Here is a 15,287-nt window from a genome sequence, read left to right as displayed (position 1 = left end):
CCCCCGGCGGGGCGGTGCGGGCGCCCGCGCGAACGGCGCGGCACCGCACGCCGGGCGAGCCGGAAGCCGGCGCCGTTACGCCGCAGGCGCGGCAATGTACGGCGAAGGGCCCGCCGCGTGGCAATACGCGGCGGGCGGCGCAATGTACGCCGGGACGGTGCGCCGCGCCCGCTCACCTGTTGACCGCGGCGAGCACGTACAGCGCCCCCCATGCCAGTCCGATCACCACCAGGGCGCGGTCGCGCAGCAGCACGTCCTCGGGCGCTCCGGCCGACCCGGCGTCGGCGAAGACGGCGTAGCGCAGCACCGAGAGGATGAAGGGCACCATGGACAGCTGGCGCCAGGGCAGCAGCCCCGACGGGCGCGCCCCGGTCTCCATCGCCCACAGGCAGTAGGCCAGCACCCCGACACCGGCCGCGAGCTGCCACACGAAGCGCAGGTATCCCGGGGTGTACGCGCCGAGCAGCGCGCGGGAGGCGGCCACGTCGCCGTCCTGACCGGACATCAGCACCAGCTCCGAATACCGCTTGGCGGCGACGACGAAGAGGGCGCAGAAGCCGGACGTGATCAGGAACCAGCGCGACAGCCCGATGCCGAGGGCGACACCGCCCGCCATGGCGCGCATCAGGAAGCCGGTGGTGACGATCACCAGGTCGACGACCAGCATGTGCTTGAGCCACACGCAGTAGGCCAGCTGCATCAGCACATAGCCCGCGAGCAGCCCGGCGGTGTCGACGTTACAGGTGAGGGCGGCGGTCGCGGGCGCGGCCACGGCGAGTGCGGCGCCCGCGGCGTAGGCGGCGCCGACCGGCACCTGCCCGCAGGCCACCGGGCGGCGGCGCTTGACCGGGTGGGCCCGGTCGGCCTCGGCGTCCCGGGCGTCGTTGATCAGGTAGACGGCGGACGCGCACGCGGTGAACAGCACCAGGACGACGCCGAGCTGCACGCACTCGCCCGCGGTCAGCAGCCGCCCGGCGGCGAAGGGCGCGGCCAGGACCAGCCCGTTCTTGACCCACTGGCGGGGCCGGGCGGTCCGCACCAGCCCCGCGGACAGTCCGCCCGGCACCCGTCCCACCCCGAGCCCCGCGACCCCCGCACCCCCCGTCGTCTCCTCGACGAGCACGGCGGACGGCTCACCCATGCCGCCCACCCCCTCGGCGGCCCAGGCCTGCGGCGCCCGGAAGTATGCGGGTGATTTGCGGCAGGGCCCGTGCGGCGGCCGCGGCGCCCGGCAATATGCCGGTGATTCGCGGCAGTACGTGCCGGGCGGCGTCGCGCAGGGCGTCCGGGACGTCCGGGCCCTCCCCGGCGACCCACGCCCGGCCCGCCCGCGCGGCGACCGCGCCCAGCAGCGCGCCGCCCGCGACGTCGCTCGGGTAGTGCACCCCGGCGGCGAGCCGCGAGACGCATATCGCGGCGGCGAGCACGGGCACGGTGGCGGCTCCCGGCAGCAGCGGCCCGAAGGCGACGGCCGCGGCGGCCGAACTCGCGGCGTGCGAGCTGGGGAAGGAGTGCCGCCCGGCGGTCCGTACCAGCGGCGCCTCGCCGACCAGCGGCCGGGGCCGGCGTACGACCCGCTTGACGCCCATGCTCGCGAGGTGCGCCCCGGCGACCACGGCCGTGGCCCGCACCCACGCGGCGCGCCGCTCCGGGTCGGCGAGCGCGCCCGCCGCCCCCGCGGCGAGCCACACGGCGCCGTGTTCCCCGGCGAGCCCGAGGACGCGTACGGCGGCGGCGGCCAGCGGGTCCCGCGCGCCTGCCCGCAGCGCCACCAGCAACCGCCGGTCGGCCCGCGCGGCGCCGCGGACGACCCGCCGGGCACGCCCGGCAGGCGCGTCCTGCCCGGCGGACCAGACGAGCGCGAGGTGCGGCCGCGCGGCCGCAGGGTGTGCCGGAGCCTCACCGGAGCCGGGCGGCAGCGGATGCGCCGCGGGCTGCTGGGCGTCCGGCGCCGCCGGAAGCGGCGCGTCCGCGCGCAGCGGCGGCCGTCCCGCCCCGCCGGGGGCCTGCGGCGCGGGCCCTGGCGGGGCCTCCGGCGGCCGGACGGGCGGCGCGGCCGCCCCCGCCTCCGGCTCGGGGCGGGATATCGAGGTGCTGCCGCGGGGTGCGGCGGAGTCGGACGGGCGCATCGGCGGTCTCTCCCTCCGCAGGGGGTGGGCCGGGCGGCGCCGCCACCTCGGCCCGGTCCCGCAGGAGGTCCGCGGGGCCGTCCGCGCGCGGCGGGCGTGCGGGGCCCGGCGTGCGCGCCGGGCGCCCGCGGCGGGCGACTCGTCGCCGCACGGTGCGTCCAGCCCCGAGTGATTACCGTGCGGGCCCGCCGCTCACGCCGGGCCGATCGCCCTTTACGGTGAGAAGCCTGTGCATAACCCTCTTTTGGTGCTTTCCGGGCGATACGGTCAGCGATATGCCCGTACCCTTGGCCGCCGAGCCCGTCCCCGTCACCGGCTGGGGCCGCACCGCACCCACCTCCGCCCAGGTGCTGCGCCCCGGGTCGTACGAGGAGGCGGTGCGCGCCGTGCGCGAGTGCGGCGGGCGGGGCGCGATCGCCCGCGGGCTGGGCCGGGCGTACGGGGACGCCGCGCAGAACGCGGGCGGCGCGGTCCTGGACATGACGGGTCTGGACCGCATCCACGAGATCGACGCGGCCGGCGGCCTCGTCACCTGCGACGCGGGCGTGTCGCTGCACCGCCTGATGCAGGTGCTGCTGCCGCTCGGCTGGTTCGTGCCGGTCACCCCCGGCACGCGGTACGTGACGGTCGGCGGCGCGATCGGCGCCGACATCCACGGCAAGAACCACCACCTGTCCGGCTCCTTCACCCGCCACGTCCGCGCGCTCGAACTGCTCACCGGCGACGGCGGGACCCGGGTCGTCACCCCGGAGGGCGAGCCCGACCTCTTCTGGGCCACCGCGGGCGGCATGGGCCTGACCGGCGTGATCCTCGCGGCCACGATCGAGCTCCTGCCGGTCGAGACCGCGTTCATGTCCGTCGACACCGAGCGCGCCGCCGACCTCGACGACCTGATGGCCAGGCTCGCCGCCGACGACCACCGCTACCGCTACTCGGTCGCCTGGATCGACCTGCTCGCCCGCGGTGCGAGGACCGGCCGCGCCGTCCTGACCCGCGGCGACCACGCCCCGCTCGACGCGCTGCCCCCACGGCTGCGCCGCGAGCCGCTCGCCTTCCGCCCCGCCACCCGGCTCCCCGCCGCCCCCCGCTTCACCCCCGGCGGGCTGCTGGGCCGCCGCAGCGTCGGCCTGTTCAACGAGTTCTGGTACCGCAGGGCGCCCCGCGAGCAACGCGGCCGGATCCAGAAGCTCTCCGCCTTCTTCCACCCGCTGGACGGGCTGCCCGAGTGGAACCGCGTCTACGGCCCCGGCGGCTTCGTCCAGTACCAGTTCGTCGTGGGCCACGGTGAGGAGGACGCGCTGCGCCGTATCGTGCGGCGGATCGGCTCGCGCCGCTGCCCGTCCTTCCTCGCCGTCCTCAAGCGCTTCGGCGAGGCCGACCCCGGGTGGCTGTCCTTCCCCGTGCCCGGCTGGACGCTCGCCCTCGACATCCCCGCGGGGCTGCCGGGCCTGGCCGCCTTCCTCGACGAGCTGGACGACGAGGTCGCCGCGGCCGGCGGCCGGGTCTACCTCGCCAAGGATGCCCGGCTGCGCCCCGACGTCCTGGCCCGCATGTACCCGCGGCTCGACGAATTCCGCGAGCTGCGCGCCCGTATCGACCCGCGCCGCGCCATCACCTCCGACCTCGCCCGCCGGCTGGGCGTATGAGGCCGGCATCCACCGTGTTGAGGGAGAAGCCATGAAGGACGCCTTCGGTGCCCCGCAGTCCCTGCTGGTGCTGGGCGGCACGTCGGAGATCGGGCTCGCGACCGCGCGCCGGCTGATCGCCCGCCGTACGCGCACGGTCTTCCTCGCCGGGCGCCCGTCCGGGCAGCTGGAGGCGGCGGCGCAGGAGCTGCGCGCGCTCGGCGCGGACGTCACGACCGTGGAGTTCGAGGCGCTCGACCCGGCCTCGCACGAGGTGACGCTCGGCAAGGTCTTCGCCGAGGGCGACATCGACATGGTGCTGCTCGCCTTCGGGGTGCTCGGCGACCAGGCGCGCGACGAGCAGGAGCCGCTCGCGGCCGTGCACGTCGCGCAGGTCAACTACACCGGCGCGGTCTCCGCGGCCCTCGTGAGCGCCGCCGCCCTCCAGGCGCAGGGCCACGGCTCGCTCGTCGTGCTCTCCTCCGTCGCGGGCGAGCGCGCCCGCCGCGTCAACTTCATCTACGGCAGCAGCAAGGCGGGCCTGGACGCCTTCTGCCAGGGCCTGGCCGACGCCATGCACGGCTCGGGGGTGCACGTGATGGCGGTCCGGCCCGGCTACGTCCACACCCGGATGACCGCGGGCCTGCCGCCCGCCCCGCTGGCCACCACCCCGGAGGCGGTGGCCGCCGCGATCGAGACCGGCCTGCGCCGCCGCAGCACGACGATCTGGGTCCCCGGCGCCCTGCGCGCGGTCATGACGGCCGTCCGCCACCTCCCGCGCCCGCTCTTCCGCCGCCTGCCCGTCTGAGGCCGTTTCTCCCCGGTTCTCCCCGGCGGGAAATGGGAGGTCAATCCGTTGTCCGCTTCGGGTAATTCCTGATCCGCCGGGCAGCCCGTACGCGAGATTTCGTATCGGCCGGAATCGGCCACGAATGGCTGGAATTCGGCGTGCCGACGGCCCGTCAGCAGCGCCAGGATTGAGGCTGTTTGTGCTCACGTCATTCCTGTGATTTCGGCGCGGGACGGCCTTCGTGGATTCACTGTCGCCGAACTCGTCGGGTGCCGGTCGACCGGTGGTATCGTGCACGGCGTCGTGTGCACCGAGTTACGGACGGTACGCACGTGCTCAAAGGTTCACGTGTCAACGCTCACCAGGTTGGGCCTCCACAGTGCAGTCTCGGTCATGATGCGGCGCCCGTTATCGGCGCGCCCGCCGGCACGATCTCCCTCTGACCGGCAGCGCAATCCCGGCGCCGGCCGCGGATTCGCCCACCACGGCGTGAACAGCTCCCCTGCCCGCGCGGAATTCGCGGGCGGCCGCGACCTTCCGTTCACCTGACCACGCCGTACGAGGACCCCCCATGATCGAGCCACTGGTGACCACTGCCGCGCTGCTGGGCGGCGGATTCGCCGCATCGGCGGCCGGCCTCGTCGCGCAGACGCGCGCCAAAAGGGCCGCCAATTCCCGTGCGGGACAGCTGGAGGAGCGCCTGCGGGCATCCGAACAGGCCGTCACCGTGAGGACCGGCGAGCTGGAGGAGCGCGTCCGCGCCGCCGAGAAGGCCGCGGGCAAGCGGGCCGACGAGCTGGCGGTGCGGCTGCGCGAGGCCGAGCGGCACGCGGCCGCGCTCTCCGCGGAGATCGAGCACCTGGCCAAGGTCAGGCTGCCGGCGCTGGTCGACACCCAGGCCCGCGGCCACCGCGGCATCACCCTTCCCGGGCTGCTCGACGCCTCCCTCGAAGGGATGCCCGTCGACGGCCACCACCGCACCGTCCTCGACCTGTGCTCCGAGGCGATAGGGCTGACCCGCGAGTCCATAGGCCTCGCGGCCCGCGCCTCGGTGCGCGACCTCGTGGACGAGGCGCAGACGTACCTCGTGCGCTGCCAGATGGCGGTCATCGACGAGATGAACAAGGTCCCCGAGGCGACCGCCTTCCAGCAGGGGCTGATGAACATCGACCACCCGCTCACCCGCTCCGTGCACACCCTCCAGCGGCTGCGCATCCTCGCCGGCTCCTGGCCCGGACTCCAGCGCGCCGACTGCACGTTCGCCGAGATCGTGGAGTCCGCCCGCGGCCGTATCGACGCCTACCAGCGCGTCCACTACACCCACGAGCCGATCAGCGGCGGGGTGTGGGTGGAGGGCCGGGTCGTCGAACCCGTCACCATCGCGCTCACCGAGCTGCTGTCCAACGCCACCTCCTACTCCGACGGCAAGGTGCTCGTCGAGGTGCAGCAGACGCAGACCGGCTGGGTCGTCGTCGTCGACGACAGCGGCCTCAACATGAGCCCGCAGCAGCGCGGCGAGGCCGAACGGCTGCTGTCGCAGCAGACCGTGCTGGACGTCACCACCGTCCCGGACACCCTCAGCCTCGGCTTCCCCGTGATCGGCCGGCTCATGGCCGCGTACGGCTTCCGGGTCGACGTCAGCTCCACCTCCCCGTACGGCGGTGTCCGCGCCGTGCTCAACGTGCCCCGCGAACTCCTCGGCAGCGGGCCGACGGAGGAGGAGCAGCAGGCCGAACGCCGCGAGGCCCGCGCCGCGATGGGCGTGCCCGCGCTCGACGAGGCCCCGGCGGGCGGCGGTCGCGCGGAGAGCAGCGTCGGCCTGCCGCAGCGCCGCAGGCGCCGGCCGCGGACCGCGGACCCGGCCGCCGGCCCCGTCGCGGAACCAGCCCCGCAGGAGGACCCCGAGGCGTTCGGCGAGGGCTTCGCCGGCCTGGCGGCAGCCATCCGCGACGGCGAGGACCAGCACACCGAAGGAGAGCGCAGCGATGACTGAGCAGCAGCCCACCGCCGACACCCACGACATGAGCTGGGTGCTGGAGCACCTCAGGAAGGAGAAGGGCGTCCTGCACGCGGTGCTCTTCTCAGCCGACGGCCTGGTCCTCGCGGCCACCTCCGACATCGAGCGGGCGGTGGCCGAGCGGACCGCGGCCAACGCGTGCGCGGCCTTCGCGCTGGGCCGGAGCATCAGCGAATTCGCGGAGATAGCGGGCACCTCACCGCACCGCATCATCATCGACCTGCCCGACCACTGCATCCTGGTCTTCAGCGCCGGCCACGGCACCGCCCTCGCGGTCGCCGTCGACGCCGAGATGACCAGCCCCGAGGTGGCCGTCGCCTCCGCCGCGACCGTCAAGGCCGTCAACGGGCTGCGCGACGCCCTCTCGGCACGCGAGCGCAGGCGCGCGGCGGCCGCGCCGGGAGCGGCCACGTCATGACACCGCGAGGCCGCCGTCGCACCGGGATGGTGCGCCCGTACACACCGGCGGAGGGGCATGCCGCGCCCACCCGCCGGTCGCTGGACCTGGCGACGATCCTGATCGCCGACCGCGAGATGCCGCTGCGCGGCCTCGGCCCGCACGCCTACCGCGTCATGCAGCACTGCCTGCCGGGCGCGCTGTCGGTGGCCGAGGTCAGCGCCGATCTCCAGCTGCCCGGGGCCGTCACGAAGGTGATCGCCGCGCACCTGGTCGACAGCGGCCACCTCATTGCCCGAAACCCGGCGCCCGCGGCTCAGAAGCACGACAGGGCGCTGCTGGAGAGGATGCTGAATGCACTCCAAGAGCTCTGACGGCCACTACCTCGACGCCGGGGTGACCCCGGTCAAGCTGGTCGTGATGGGGCCGTTCGCCGTCGGCAAGACGACCTTCGTCGGCGCGGTCTCGGAGATCGCACCGGCGTCGACGGAGGAGAAGCTGACCCGGGCGGGCGAGCTGGTCGACGACCTGCGCGGCCTGGAGGACAAGGACACCACCACCGTCGCCCACGACTTCGGCCGCCTCACCCTCACCGACGACATCGTGCTCTACATGTTCGGCACCCCCGGCCAGCCCAGGTTCGCCTCGATGATCGAGGACCTGATGTACGGGGCGCTCGGCGGCGTCGTCCTGGTCGACACCCGGCGCGTCGCCGAGTCCTGGGACGCCATGGAGCGCCTGGAGGAGGCCGGGGTCTCCTACGTCCTGGCCGTCAACGAATTCCCGAACGCCCCGCGCTACACCGAGGCCGAGCTGCGCACCGCCCTCGACCTGGACCCCTGGACGCCGCTGGTGACGTGCGACGTCCGCGAGCGCGACTCGGCCAAGTCCGTGCTCGTCGCGCTCGTCTCCCACCTGCTGTCCCGTTCCAGCCTGGAGCCCGCCTCATGACCAGCGCCCCCGAACTGCCGCTGTCCGCGAAGGGGTGCCCCGTGCTGCACGGCGAGTCGTTCGCCGCGCGCTCGGCCGAGGTCTACGAGCAGCTGCGCGCGCAGGGCGCGGGCGCCTGGGCGGAGATCGCCCCCGGGGTGCACGCGCTCGTCGTCACCGGCCGCCGCGCCGCCGTCGACCTGCTCAACGACCCGGCCGTCTACGCCAAGGACTCCCGGCTGTGGTCCGACCTCAACGCCGGGAAGGTCCCGCAGGACAGCCCCGTCCTGCCGCTCATGGCCTGGCGGGCCTCCGTGCTGTACGCCGACGCCGAGGACCACACGCGGCTGCGCCGGGCCCTGGACGACTGCATCGCCCGGATCAGCCCGCACCGGCTGCGCGAGGTCACCCGGCGCAGCGCGCTGACCCTGGTCTCGCGGGTCGCGGAGCAGGGCGAGGCCGACATGATGGCCGACTTCGCCGACACCCTGCCGCTGATGGTCTTCGCCGACCTGCTGGGCTGCACCTCCGAGATGGCCACCCGCATGGTGCACCTCGCCCAGAAGATGATCAGCGCCGGCCCCGAGGCCGCCCAGGGCGCGATCGACTACGCCGGCCTGCTGTACGAGCTGATCCAGCTGCGCCGCCGTCAGCCCGGCGACGACCTCACGTCCTGGCTGCTCGGCCACGACGCCGGGCTCGGCGACGAGGAGACCCTCAACCAGCTCTACACGACCGTCGGCGCCGGCGTCATCCCCACCGCCGCGTGGATGGGCTGGGCGCTGCACCTGCTGCTCGGCGACGACTCCTACGCCGGCACGCTGGCCGCCGGCACCGTGACGGTGCGCCGCGCGCTGGAGAAGGCGCTGTGGGTGCGCAGCCCGATGGCGAACTTCTCGGTCCACTTCGCCCGCAGGGACACCACCCTGCACGGGATCACGGTGCCCGGCGGCGTACCGATCCTCATCAGCCACGCCGCGGCGAACACCGACCCGTCGCTGCCCGCGGACCTGGGCTACGAGAACCGTTCCCACCTGGCGTGGTCCGCCGGTCCCCACCGCTGCCCGGCCATCAGCCAGGCCACCGTGATCGCCCAGACCGGCATCGAGACGGCACTCGACCAGCTGTGGGACATGCAGCTGGCCGTGACGGACGACGAGATCCAGCTCCGCCACGGCCCCTTCCACCAGTGCCCGGTCGCGATGCCCGTGACGTTCCGCCCGAAGTCCGCCGCGGCCATCCGGGCCGCCGCAACCGATGGAGGTACAGCGTGACCAGCAGCACCACCGGTACCGACGTGACACTCGACGCGAGCGGCGGGACCCGCCTGTACGCGCAGGCGGACGAACTCCGCGCGGCCGGACCCGCCGTGCGCGTGGCGCTCCCCGAGGGCGTGACGGCCTGGTCCGTCACCCGCGGCGACGTCATACGCAGGCTGCTCAGCGGCGACCAGCTCTCGAAGGACGCCCGCAGGAACTGGCCCGGCTACGTGCCCGGCGCCATCCCGTGGCTCTACTCCTGGGTCGACGTCAAGAGCATGTTCACCTCCGACGACCCCGACCACCAGCGGCTCAAGCAGCTCATCAGCCGCGCCTTCACCCCGCGCCGCATCGAGGCGATGCGGCCGGTGCTCCAGGACATCGTCACCGACCTGCTCGACGGCCTGGAGGAGCGCGAGCGTGAATCCCCCGGCTCCCTCTACGACCTGCGCGCCGACTTCGCCTACCAGGTGCCGACCCGGCTGATATGCGACCTGTTCGGCGTCCCCGACGACCAGCGCCCCGCGATGCTGGACGTCATCGACCGCGTCCTGACGATGAGCGGGGCCTCCCAGGAGGAGGGCCAGGCCATCAACCGGGACATGGGCGCCGCCATGTACCGGCTGCTGGAGACCAAGCGGCACGCGCCGGGCGACGACATGACGAGCCTGCTGCTGGGCGCCCACGAGGAGGACGGCGACCGGCTCGACGAGAACGAGCTGATCTCGACCCTCATCCTGATGATCGGCGCGGGCAGCGAGACCGCCGTCGCGATGATCAGCCATGCGATACGGATGATGATCGCCCACCCCGGGCAGCTCGCCGCCGTGCGGCGCGACCCGGCCCGCTGGACGGACGTGATCGAGGAGACGCTGCGGCTGCACCCGCCGATCATGCACATGCCCCTGCGGTACGCGACCGCCGACATCGACCTCGGCGAGGGCGTCGTCATCCGCACCGGCGACGCGGTCATCATCGGCTTCGGCGCCCACGGCCGCGACCCGGGCGTGCACGAATCCGCGGAGAGCTTCGACATCGACCGCGAGGACAAGAGCCACCTCACCTTCGGCTACGGCATGCACTACTGCATGGGCGCGCCGCTGGCCAAGCTGGAGGGCGAGGTCGCCCTCCCGGCCTTCTTCGCACGCTTCCCGGACGCCTCCGTCGAGGCCGACACCGCGCAGCTCGTGCCGCAGCCGTCGTTCATCGGCAACGACATGTCCCGCGTCCCGATCCGGCTCCGCCCCGCGGCCGCCCCGGCGAGCTGACCCGCGCCCCGCGCGGACCCCGCACCGGGCCCTCCTCCCGAGCTTTTCTGAGGGCCCGGTGTGACATTCTCTGACGTGACGTCAATCTCATTTCCGCGGAGGCCGATTACTTTCCGGGGTGGTGGGAGTCGCAGCGAACTCGGAGTTTCGTCCCTCCGGATATCGGACACACGGGGCGGAATTCTTCACGGAACCTTGACAACCGGGGCGGAAGCCGTACGCATTCCACCTGCGTGTATAGTGACGCGTCGTCGATGACGACTCGTACCAACGGATCGGGTGCACGGGCCGGTTGGCCCGTCCCGAATCCCGCACTCGCATTTCCGCAACCGGGGGGCATTGCCTTGCGCGTCCGTATCACCACCACTCTCACCGTCGCCGCCGCCGTCATGGCCGGCAGCGCGCTCCTCACCGCGTGCAACGACGACTCGGGCGACTCGTCCGACACGACCTCCAGCCCGTCCGCGACCGCCCCGGCCACGACCGACGCGCCCACCACGGACGCCCCCGCCCCGACCGACTCCGCCACCGACGCGGGCGGCGACACCGCGGCCCAGGGCAAGCCCGTCCCCGTCAACAAGTCCTTCGCGGACGACGTGATGGGCGAGAAGGCGACCGTCATCAGCTACATCTCGGGCTTCCAGCCCTCGGCCGCGTCGAAGAGCAAGTTCTCGGCGCTGGAGGACGAATACGTCGTCCTGGTCAACGTGAAGGTGACCGCGAGCTCCAAGTATTACGACACCTTCGGTGCCGGTTCCTTCTACCTGACGAACCAGTCGAACGGTATCGACCAGGCGAGCACCACAATCCTCGACGACGACATCAAGGCGGCGGGCTACACCCCGCTGGAGGACGCGGAAACGGGCAAGTCGACGACCGGCTGGGTCGTCTTCACCCCGAAGAAGGACGAGACCGCTCTCGTCCTGCGCTACAAGCGCCTCGCGGCGAACGCGTCGGACGGCACGAAGATCACGGCGAAGAATTTCGACATCCCGCTGAAGTAAGCGAGCCGCGCCCCGCGCCGGGCGCCCACGCATCGGCCCCGCCGCCCGAACTTCCCCGGGCGGCGGGGCCGTTGCCGGTCTGGTCGGACGAGGGGGCCGTCGTCGGGCCACTGGGGCGGTCGGTCAGCGGCCGTCGATCAGGGTGATCTGGATGGCAAGCGCCCCGAGGGCTTCCTTCTCCGGCCCGTAGGTGGAGCGGATGTTCACGAGCTGCTGCTCGCGGGTGGCGTTCGGGTTGACGTTGGCGGGCCCCTCGCCGTCCAGCAGGGCCTCGAAGCCCGGGTACTCGGTGACGCGCAGCACGCGGACGTCGCAGGACTCGGTGGCGCCCTTGACGCGGAAGCGGATGGTGTCGCTCATGGGGCGGGGACGCTCCTGGTGGACGGGGCGGCCATCATGCGGCCGATCTCGGTGGTGGAGTAGGACCGGAAGAAGTGACGCGGGTCGGACAGGAGCAGATGAGCGAGCGCCAGGAGGACGTCGGCGTACTCGGCTGCCGTGCGGGGGCTCCCGTCCTCCCTGACCTCCGTACGATCGCGGCATGCCCGCCGACGTACCCGCGACCCGGTCCTCCTTCGCCATGCCGACCCTCCCGATATCCACTCCGCACCCGCTGGAGGAACTGCCCCCGACGGTCTGGTCGGACGAGGAGTGGGAGCGAATCCAGCGCGGCTACATCTCTCAGGAGATGGAGGACAGGTGGGACGTCTTCGCGGAAGGCGATGTCCTCTTCATCCACCGGAGCTGGACCGGCTACGGAATCTTCGAGGCGACCTTCGCCCCGGCGGACGGCGGTGGTCGGCGGATCACCCGCGCTGTGGTGGAGCGTGACCCCGAACGGTACGGGGGAACGGACGACGAACACGACTGCGTACTCATGGAGATGGTGATCAGCGGCGCCGTGCTCCACAAGCGGGATCCCGACCTCTACGAGAGATGGGTCGAATTGCGTCGCCGGGAGCCCGGCTCCACCACCGACGCGCGCGCCGGGCTTGTGCTCCGGGCGGACGTGGGGCCGCGCGAGGATTCATAACCGGCTGAGCCGGCTGTCGGCGGAAGAAGACCGCCCACGGAGATGTCGACGGTGCCGTGCACACGTACACACAATTGGCCCCCCACCGACAGGAGGGCGACAGCCGCCAGGACGGTGAGGACGCGCACCGTGCGGGAGAGGGACCGGCTCGTTGCGGCGTACGTGGCGAGCAGCGCGAGTTGGAGGGGCCAGAGGACGGCGAGTGCCTGGGCGGCGAGCCCGGCGAGCATCTTGCGCACAGTGTGGGCGGGACGGCGGAGGGCGAGCACGAGCGTCGTGACGGATGCGACCGTGCCCCACAACAGCGCGACGAGGAGGTACACGATCCTGTCGTCCTGGCCGGGCAAGCCGGAGGCGAGGAGCAGCGCGTCCTCGACGGCGAAGATCGCGCACCACAGCCCGCCGGCCACGGCGACGAGCAGGAGCAGGGCGCCCACACAGCCGGGCGCGTTGCGCGGGGGGGAGGCGCTGGGCATCGCGGGGCCTTTCGTGCGAGGGACGGGGAGGGGGCTCATCGGACGAAGACGGTGCCGGGGGCGCAGGGGGTGTCGGGGTCGGTCGCGATGCAGAGCATGTGGGTGTGGCCGGTGCGGTAGGCGGCGAGCCACGACGGGGCGTCGGACGGGGCGTCCTCCGGGAGGAAGGTGAAGCCCGGGCTCCAGGGGGAGTACGCGTACGTCCAGCGGCCGTGCGCTTCGGTCGGGCCGGGCGGGGAACCGGTGAAACCGTCGGCGAAGAGGGCGGGCGGTACGCGGGTGGCCTCGAAGCGGCCGTCGGCGCCGAGGTGGAGGTGGCCGCCGGACGGGGTGTGCCAGTCGCCCGCGAGGGACGCGGCGGTCGCGTCCTCGTCGTCGAGGACCTGGGCGGTGTCGTAGGCCGGGCCGCCCCACAGGATGCCCGCGAGCAGCGCCCCGGCGCCCGCCGGGACGGCGAGGACGCGCATTGTGCGGGGGAGGGGGCGGCGGGTCGCGGCGTAACCGGCCAGCACCGCGACCTGGAGGGGCCAGAAGATCGCGAGCACCAGGCCCGCGTCGGCGGCGGCCATGCGGCGCACAGTGGACCGCGCGGTGCGGGCGGAGGGGACGAAGGCGAGGAGCAGCGTCGTGACTCCGGCGGCGACGCCCCACCACAGCGACACCGTCTTGTACGCGTTCCAGGGCCCCTGGTCGGGGACTTCGGCGACGTCGAGGCCGCCGGTCACCGCGAGGGCTCCGCACAGCAGCCCGCCGAGCAGGGCGGGTATCGCGAGGAGGACGACCGCGCACCCGGAGGGGCGCTTGCGCGGGGGAGGAGTGTCGGGCATCGCCGGGGCCTTTCGGGGGCGGGGCGGCGGGGCCCGACAGGGTGTCAGGTGCGCCGCTTGGGGGTGGGGCGGGTCACGGCTGTGCGGCCGATCGTGGGGAGGACGAAGTCCTGGATGAGGGACTTGGCGTCGCGGACCATCGGGCGGAAGACGCGGTAGCGGGACAGGGCGATCACGCGGGCCACGAAGGGGGTGGAGCGGCGGACGAACTCGCGGGTGCGCTCGGTGTCGGGGGTGCGGTCGAAGACCCAGTAGAGGACGACGACCATCAGGTGCAGCCACAGCAGGTCGGGCAGCAGCTCCGCCAGCTCGGGGTCGAGCTTGGGGGCCAGGTCGGAGCCGGTCAGGACGTCGCGGAAGAGGTCCACCGCGGTCGCCCGAGCCGGGTGCGACTCGTTCGAGAACGGGCTGAGCGAGCTGTCCGGGTCCGCCGCCGTACGGAAGAACTGGGCGGCGAACCCGTGGTAGTCCGCGGCGCAGTCGAGCCAGGACTCCAGCGCGATCCGCAGCCGTACGTCGAACTCCCGCACCCCGGCCAGGCGGACGGCGGCGTCCGCGGCGTGCTCGTACGTCATCCGGTCGTAGAAGCCCTGGATCAGGAACTCCTTCGACTCGAAGTAGTAGTACGCGTTCCCGACCGAGACGCCCGCCTCCTGGGCGATGGCCCGCATGGTGGTCTTCTCGTAGCCCCGCTCCCGGAAGAGCCGCATCGCGGTCTCCAGGATCAGCGCCCGGGTCTGCTCGCTCTTGCCGGTCTTGGGCCGCGCCCGGCCGCCGGGCAGCTCCTCCGCGGGCCCGGGGGCCGCCGAAGGGGCTGCCTGAGGGGCCGGAGGGAATCCGTCGGGGCTGTGCTTGTGGTCCATTGCGGTGAGCCTAGCCCGGCGGTGGGCACCCTTCCGCGCACCCGGGCGTCTCGTCGCGAACCGGCCCCGCGAACGGGCCCTCGCCGCGTACCGTCCAGCCGCCCTGCCCGTCGTAGACCCACGCGGTGCGGCTCTCGGCGCCGCTCCGCCCGGCGAGCGGGGCGCCGCGCGGCGGGCCGAGGGGCAGCGCGAGGGAGCGCGGGCGCTTCGGGACGTCCTGGTGGTGGGCGACCGCGGCCTCGCGGTATTTCGCCACCCCCAGCACCGCCGTCCGCGCCAGCCTGCGGCCCGCCGGTGTGCTCATCCGGTGGGCGAGGGCGCGGTGGTCGGCCAGCGCCCACAGCACGACCACCCACGCGGTCTGGCCCACGTACACCTGGCCCGCGTCCCCGACGACCGTGATCTCGCGGCGGGTGGCCCCGTCGTGGTCCAGGGCCGGGAAGAGGCGGCGGGCCTCGGCGGAGCCCACGGGCACGAGCGTGACGGGGACGAGCTGGCGCTGCCCCGCGATCCAGCCCGCGACGAAGCGGCAGAGGCGGCACGCCGGGTCGGTCAGGACGGTCAGCCCGCGCAGCGGCTCGCCCCGCCGCCGGGCCCGTACGCCCCCGCCCGCACCTGCCGCGCCCCCCTCCGGCGCGGCAGGCGGGGTCCCGGCCCCCGAGGACGTCG

The 15,287-nt window shown here is 73.7% G+C and carries 16 protein-coding genes and 1 pseudogene; 10 read left to right on the top strand and 7 right to left on the bottom strand.

Features of this window, described 5'->3' with window-relative positions; translation table 11 throughout:
- Nucleotides 1–172: 172 nt before the first annotated feature.
- Entirely contained in the window at nucleotides 173–1,141 is a 969-nt protein-coding gene (locus IH54_RS0113395) for a decaprenyl-phosphate phosphoribosyltransferase (protein ID WP_031516304.1), read from the bottom strand.
- Nucleotides 1,134–2,129, bottom strand: a complete 996-nt coding sequence (locus tag IH54_RS47915; RefSeq protein WP_063762290.1) for a phosphatase PAP2 family protein — start codon at nucleotides 2,127–2,129, stop codon at nucleotides 1,134–1,136. Before IH54_RS47915 ends, IH54_RS0113395 begins: the two co-directional genes overlap by 8 nt.
- A 275-nt stretch (nucleotides 2,130–2,404) precedes the next feature.
- On the opposite strand from IH54_RS47915, the gene IH54_RS0113385 reads away from it, so the two are divergent.
- From IH54_RS0113385 to IH54_RS45475, 9 genes are all read left to right on the top strand, one after another.
- Complete coding sequence (locus IH54_RS0113385; protein WP_031516301.1) at nucleotides 2,405–3,775, top strand: FAD-binding oxidoreductase; 1,371 nt, start codon at nucleotides 2,405–2,407, stop codon at nucleotides 3,773–3,775.
- 31 nt (nucleotides 3,776–3,806) lie between these two features.
- Nucleotides 3,807–4,562 (top strand): decaprenylphospho-beta-D-erythro-pentofuranosid-2-ulose 2-reductase, encoded by a 756-nt coding sequence (locus IH54_RS0113380; protein ID WP_031516299.1) that lies wholly within the window; start codon nucleotides 3,807–3,809, stop codon nucleotides 4,560–4,562.
- 553 nt (nucleotides 4,563–5,115) lie between these two features.
- Nucleotides 5,116–6,537: an ATP-binding protein gene (locus IH54_RS0113375; RefSeq protein ID WP_031516297.1), complete on the top strand. Its 1,422-nt coding sequence runs from the start codon at nucleotides 5,116–5,118 to the stop codon at nucleotides 6,535–6,537.
- On the top strand, nucleotides 6,530–6,979 hold the full coding sequence (locus IH54_RS0113370; RefSeq protein ID WP_031516295.1) for a roadblock/LC7 domain-containing protein: 450 nt from the start codon (nucleotides 6,530–6,532) through the stop codon (nucleotides 6,977–6,979). Before IH54_RS0113375 ends, IH54_RS0113370 begins: the two co-directional genes overlap by 8 nt.
- On the top strand, nucleotides 6,976–7,332 hold the full coding sequence (locus tag IH54_RS0113365) for a DUF742 domain-containing protein (protein ID WP_031516293.1): 357 nt from the start codon (nucleotides 6,976–6,978) through the stop codon (nucleotides 7,330–7,332). Before IH54_RS0113370 ends, IH54_RS0113365 begins: the two co-directional genes overlap by 4 nt.
- On the top strand, nucleotides 7,313–7,909 hold the full coding sequence (locus IH54_RS0113360) for a GTP-binding protein (protein ID WP_031516292.1): 597 nt from the start codon (nucleotides 7,313–7,315) through the stop codon (nucleotides 7,907–7,909). The genes IH54_RS0113365 and IH54_RS0113360 overlap by 20 nt, the downstream gene beginning before the upstream one ends.
- Nucleotides 7,906–9,162, top strand: a complete 1,257-nt coding sequence (locus IH54_RS0113355) for a cytochrome P450 (RefSeq protein ID WP_031516290.1) — start codon at nucleotides 7,906–7,908, stop codon at nucleotides 9,160–9,162. The genes IH54_RS0113360 and IH54_RS0113355 overlap by 4 nt, the downstream gene beginning before the upstream one ends.
- Nucleotides 9,159–10,415, top strand: a complete 1,257-nt coding sequence (locus IH54_RS0113350; protein WP_031516288.1) for a cytochrome P450 family protein — start codon at nucleotides 9,159–9,161, stop codon at nucleotides 10,413–10,415. The genes IH54_RS0113355 and IH54_RS0113350 overlap by 4 nt, the downstream gene beginning before the upstream one ends.
- 344 nt (nucleotides 10,416–10,759) lie before the next feature.
- Nucleotides 10,760–11,419, top strand: coding sequence for a hypothetical protein (locus IH54_RS45475; RefSeq protein ID WP_031516286.1), 660 nt, complete (start codon nucleotides 10,760–10,762; stop codon nucleotides 11,417–11,419).
- Between the two features lie 123 nt (nucleotides 11,420–11,542).
- Here the strand turns inward: IH54_RS45475 and IH54_RS0113340 are convergent.
- Nucleotides 11,543–11,773 (bottom strand): annotated as a pseudogene (locus IH54_RS0113340) (RNA-binding protein); the annotation flags it as partial.
- A gap of 187 nt (nucleotides 11,774–11,960) precedes the next feature.
- On the opposite strand from IH54_RS0113340, the gene IH54_RS0113335 reads away from it, so the two are divergent.
- Nucleotides 11,961–12,452, top strand: a complete 492-nt coding sequence (locus IH54_RS0113335; protein WP_031516282.1) for a hypothetical protein — start codon at nucleotides 11,961–11,963, stop codon at nucleotides 12,450–12,452.
- On the opposite strand, the gene IH54_RS0113330 is transcribed toward IH54_RS0113335, so the two are convergent.
- The 4 genes from IH54_RS0113330 to IH54_RS0113315 are packed head-to-tail and all read right to left on the bottom strand — an operon-like array spanning nucleotide 12,347 to nucleotide 15,192.
- Entirely contained in the window at nucleotides 12,347–12,928 is a 582-nt protein-coding gene (locus IH54_RS0113330) for a hypothetical protein (RefSeq protein ID WP_031516280.1), read from the bottom strand. The two genes, IH54_RS0113335 and IH54_RS0113330, sit on opposite strands and share 106 nt — an antisense overlap.
- A gap of 35 nt (nucleotides 12,929–12,963) precedes the next feature.
- On the bottom strand, nucleotides 12,964–13,755 hold the full coding sequence (locus IH54_RS0113325; protein ID WP_031516278.1) for a hypothetical protein: 792 nt from the start codon (nucleotides 13,753–13,755) through the stop codon (nucleotides 12,964–12,966).
- Nucleotides 13,756–13,799: 44 nt separating this feature from the next.
- The gene (locus IH54_RS0113320) at nucleotides 13,800–14,618 is read right to left on the bottom strand and encodes a TetR/AcrR family transcriptional regulator (protein WP_078862167.1); all 819 of its coding nucleotides are present in this window, start codon (nucleotides 14,616–14,618) and stop codon (nucleotides 13,800–13,802) included.
- 10 nt (nucleotides 14,619–14,628) lie between these two features.
- On the bottom strand, nucleotides 14,629–15,192 hold the full coding sequence (locus IH54_RS0113315; protein ID WP_234343504.1) for a DCC1-like thiol-disulfide oxidoreductase family protein: 564 nt from the start codon (nucleotides 15,190–15,192) through the stop codon (nucleotides 14,629–14,631).
- Between the last annotated feature and the right edge of the window lie 95 nt (nucleotides 15,193–15,287).

Source organism: Streptomyces sp. NRRL F-5123 (genome assembly GCF_000721495.1).
GTDB lineage: Bacteria > Actinomycetota > Actinomycetes > Streptomycetales > Streptomycetaceae > Actinacidiphila.
Note: the sequence above shows the minus strand (reverse complement) of the source record. Positions and strands in the feature narration are given on the sequence as shown.

Coding starts and splice junctions, on each gene's coding strand:
- IH54_RS47915 (WP_063762290.1), bottom strand. CDS start 2,129: ATGCGCCCGTCCGACTCCGCCGCACCCCGCGGCAGCACCTCGATATCC.
- IH54_RS0113355 (WP_031516290.1), top strand. CDS start 7,906: ATGACCAGCGCCCCCGAACTGCCGCTGTCCGCGAAGGGGTGCCCCGTG.
- IH54_RS0113360 (WP_031516292.1), top strand. CDS start 7,313: ATGCACTCCAAGAGCTCTGACGGCCACTACCTCGACGCCGGGGTGACC.
- IH54_RS0113325 (WP_031516278.1), bottom strand. CDS start 13,755: ATGCCCGACACTCCTCCCCCGCGCAAGCGCCCCTCCGGGTGCGCGGTC.
- IH54_RS0113365 (WP_031516293.1), top strand. CDS start 6,976: ATGACACCGCGAGGCCGCCGTCGCACCGGGATGGTGCGCCCGTACACA.
- IH54_RS0113380 (WP_031516299.1), top strand. CDS start 3,807: ATGAAGGACGCCTTCGGTGCCCCGCAGTCCCTGCTGGTGCTGGGCGGC.
- IH54_RS0113385 (WP_031516301.1), top strand. CDS start 2,405: ATGCCCGTACCCTTGGCCGCCGAGCCCGTCCCCGTCACCGGCTGGGGC.
- IH54_RS0113335 (WP_031516282.1), top strand. CDS start 11,961: ATGCCCGCCGACGTACCCGCGACCCGGTCCTCCTTCGCCATGCCGACC.
- IH54_RS0113330 (WP_031516280.1), bottom strand. CDS start 12,928: ATGCCCAGCGCCTCCCCCCCGCGCAACGCGCCCGGCTGTGTGGGCGCC.
- IH54_RS0113320 (WP_078862167.1), bottom strand. CDS start 14,618: ATGGACCACAAGCACAGCCCCGACGGATTCCCTCCGGCCCCTCAGGCA.
- IH54_RS0113375 (WP_031516297.1), top strand. CDS start 5,116: ATGATCGAGCCACTGGTGACCACTGCCGCGCTGCTGGGCGGCGGATTC.
- IH54_RS0113370 (WP_031516295.1), top strand. CDS start 6,530: ATGACTGAGCAGCAGCCCACCGCCGACACCCACGACATGAGCTGGGTG.
- IH54_RS0113395 (WP_031516304.1), bottom strand. CDS start 1,141: ATGGGTGAGCCGTCCGCCGTGCTCGTCGAGGAGACGACGGGGGGTGCG.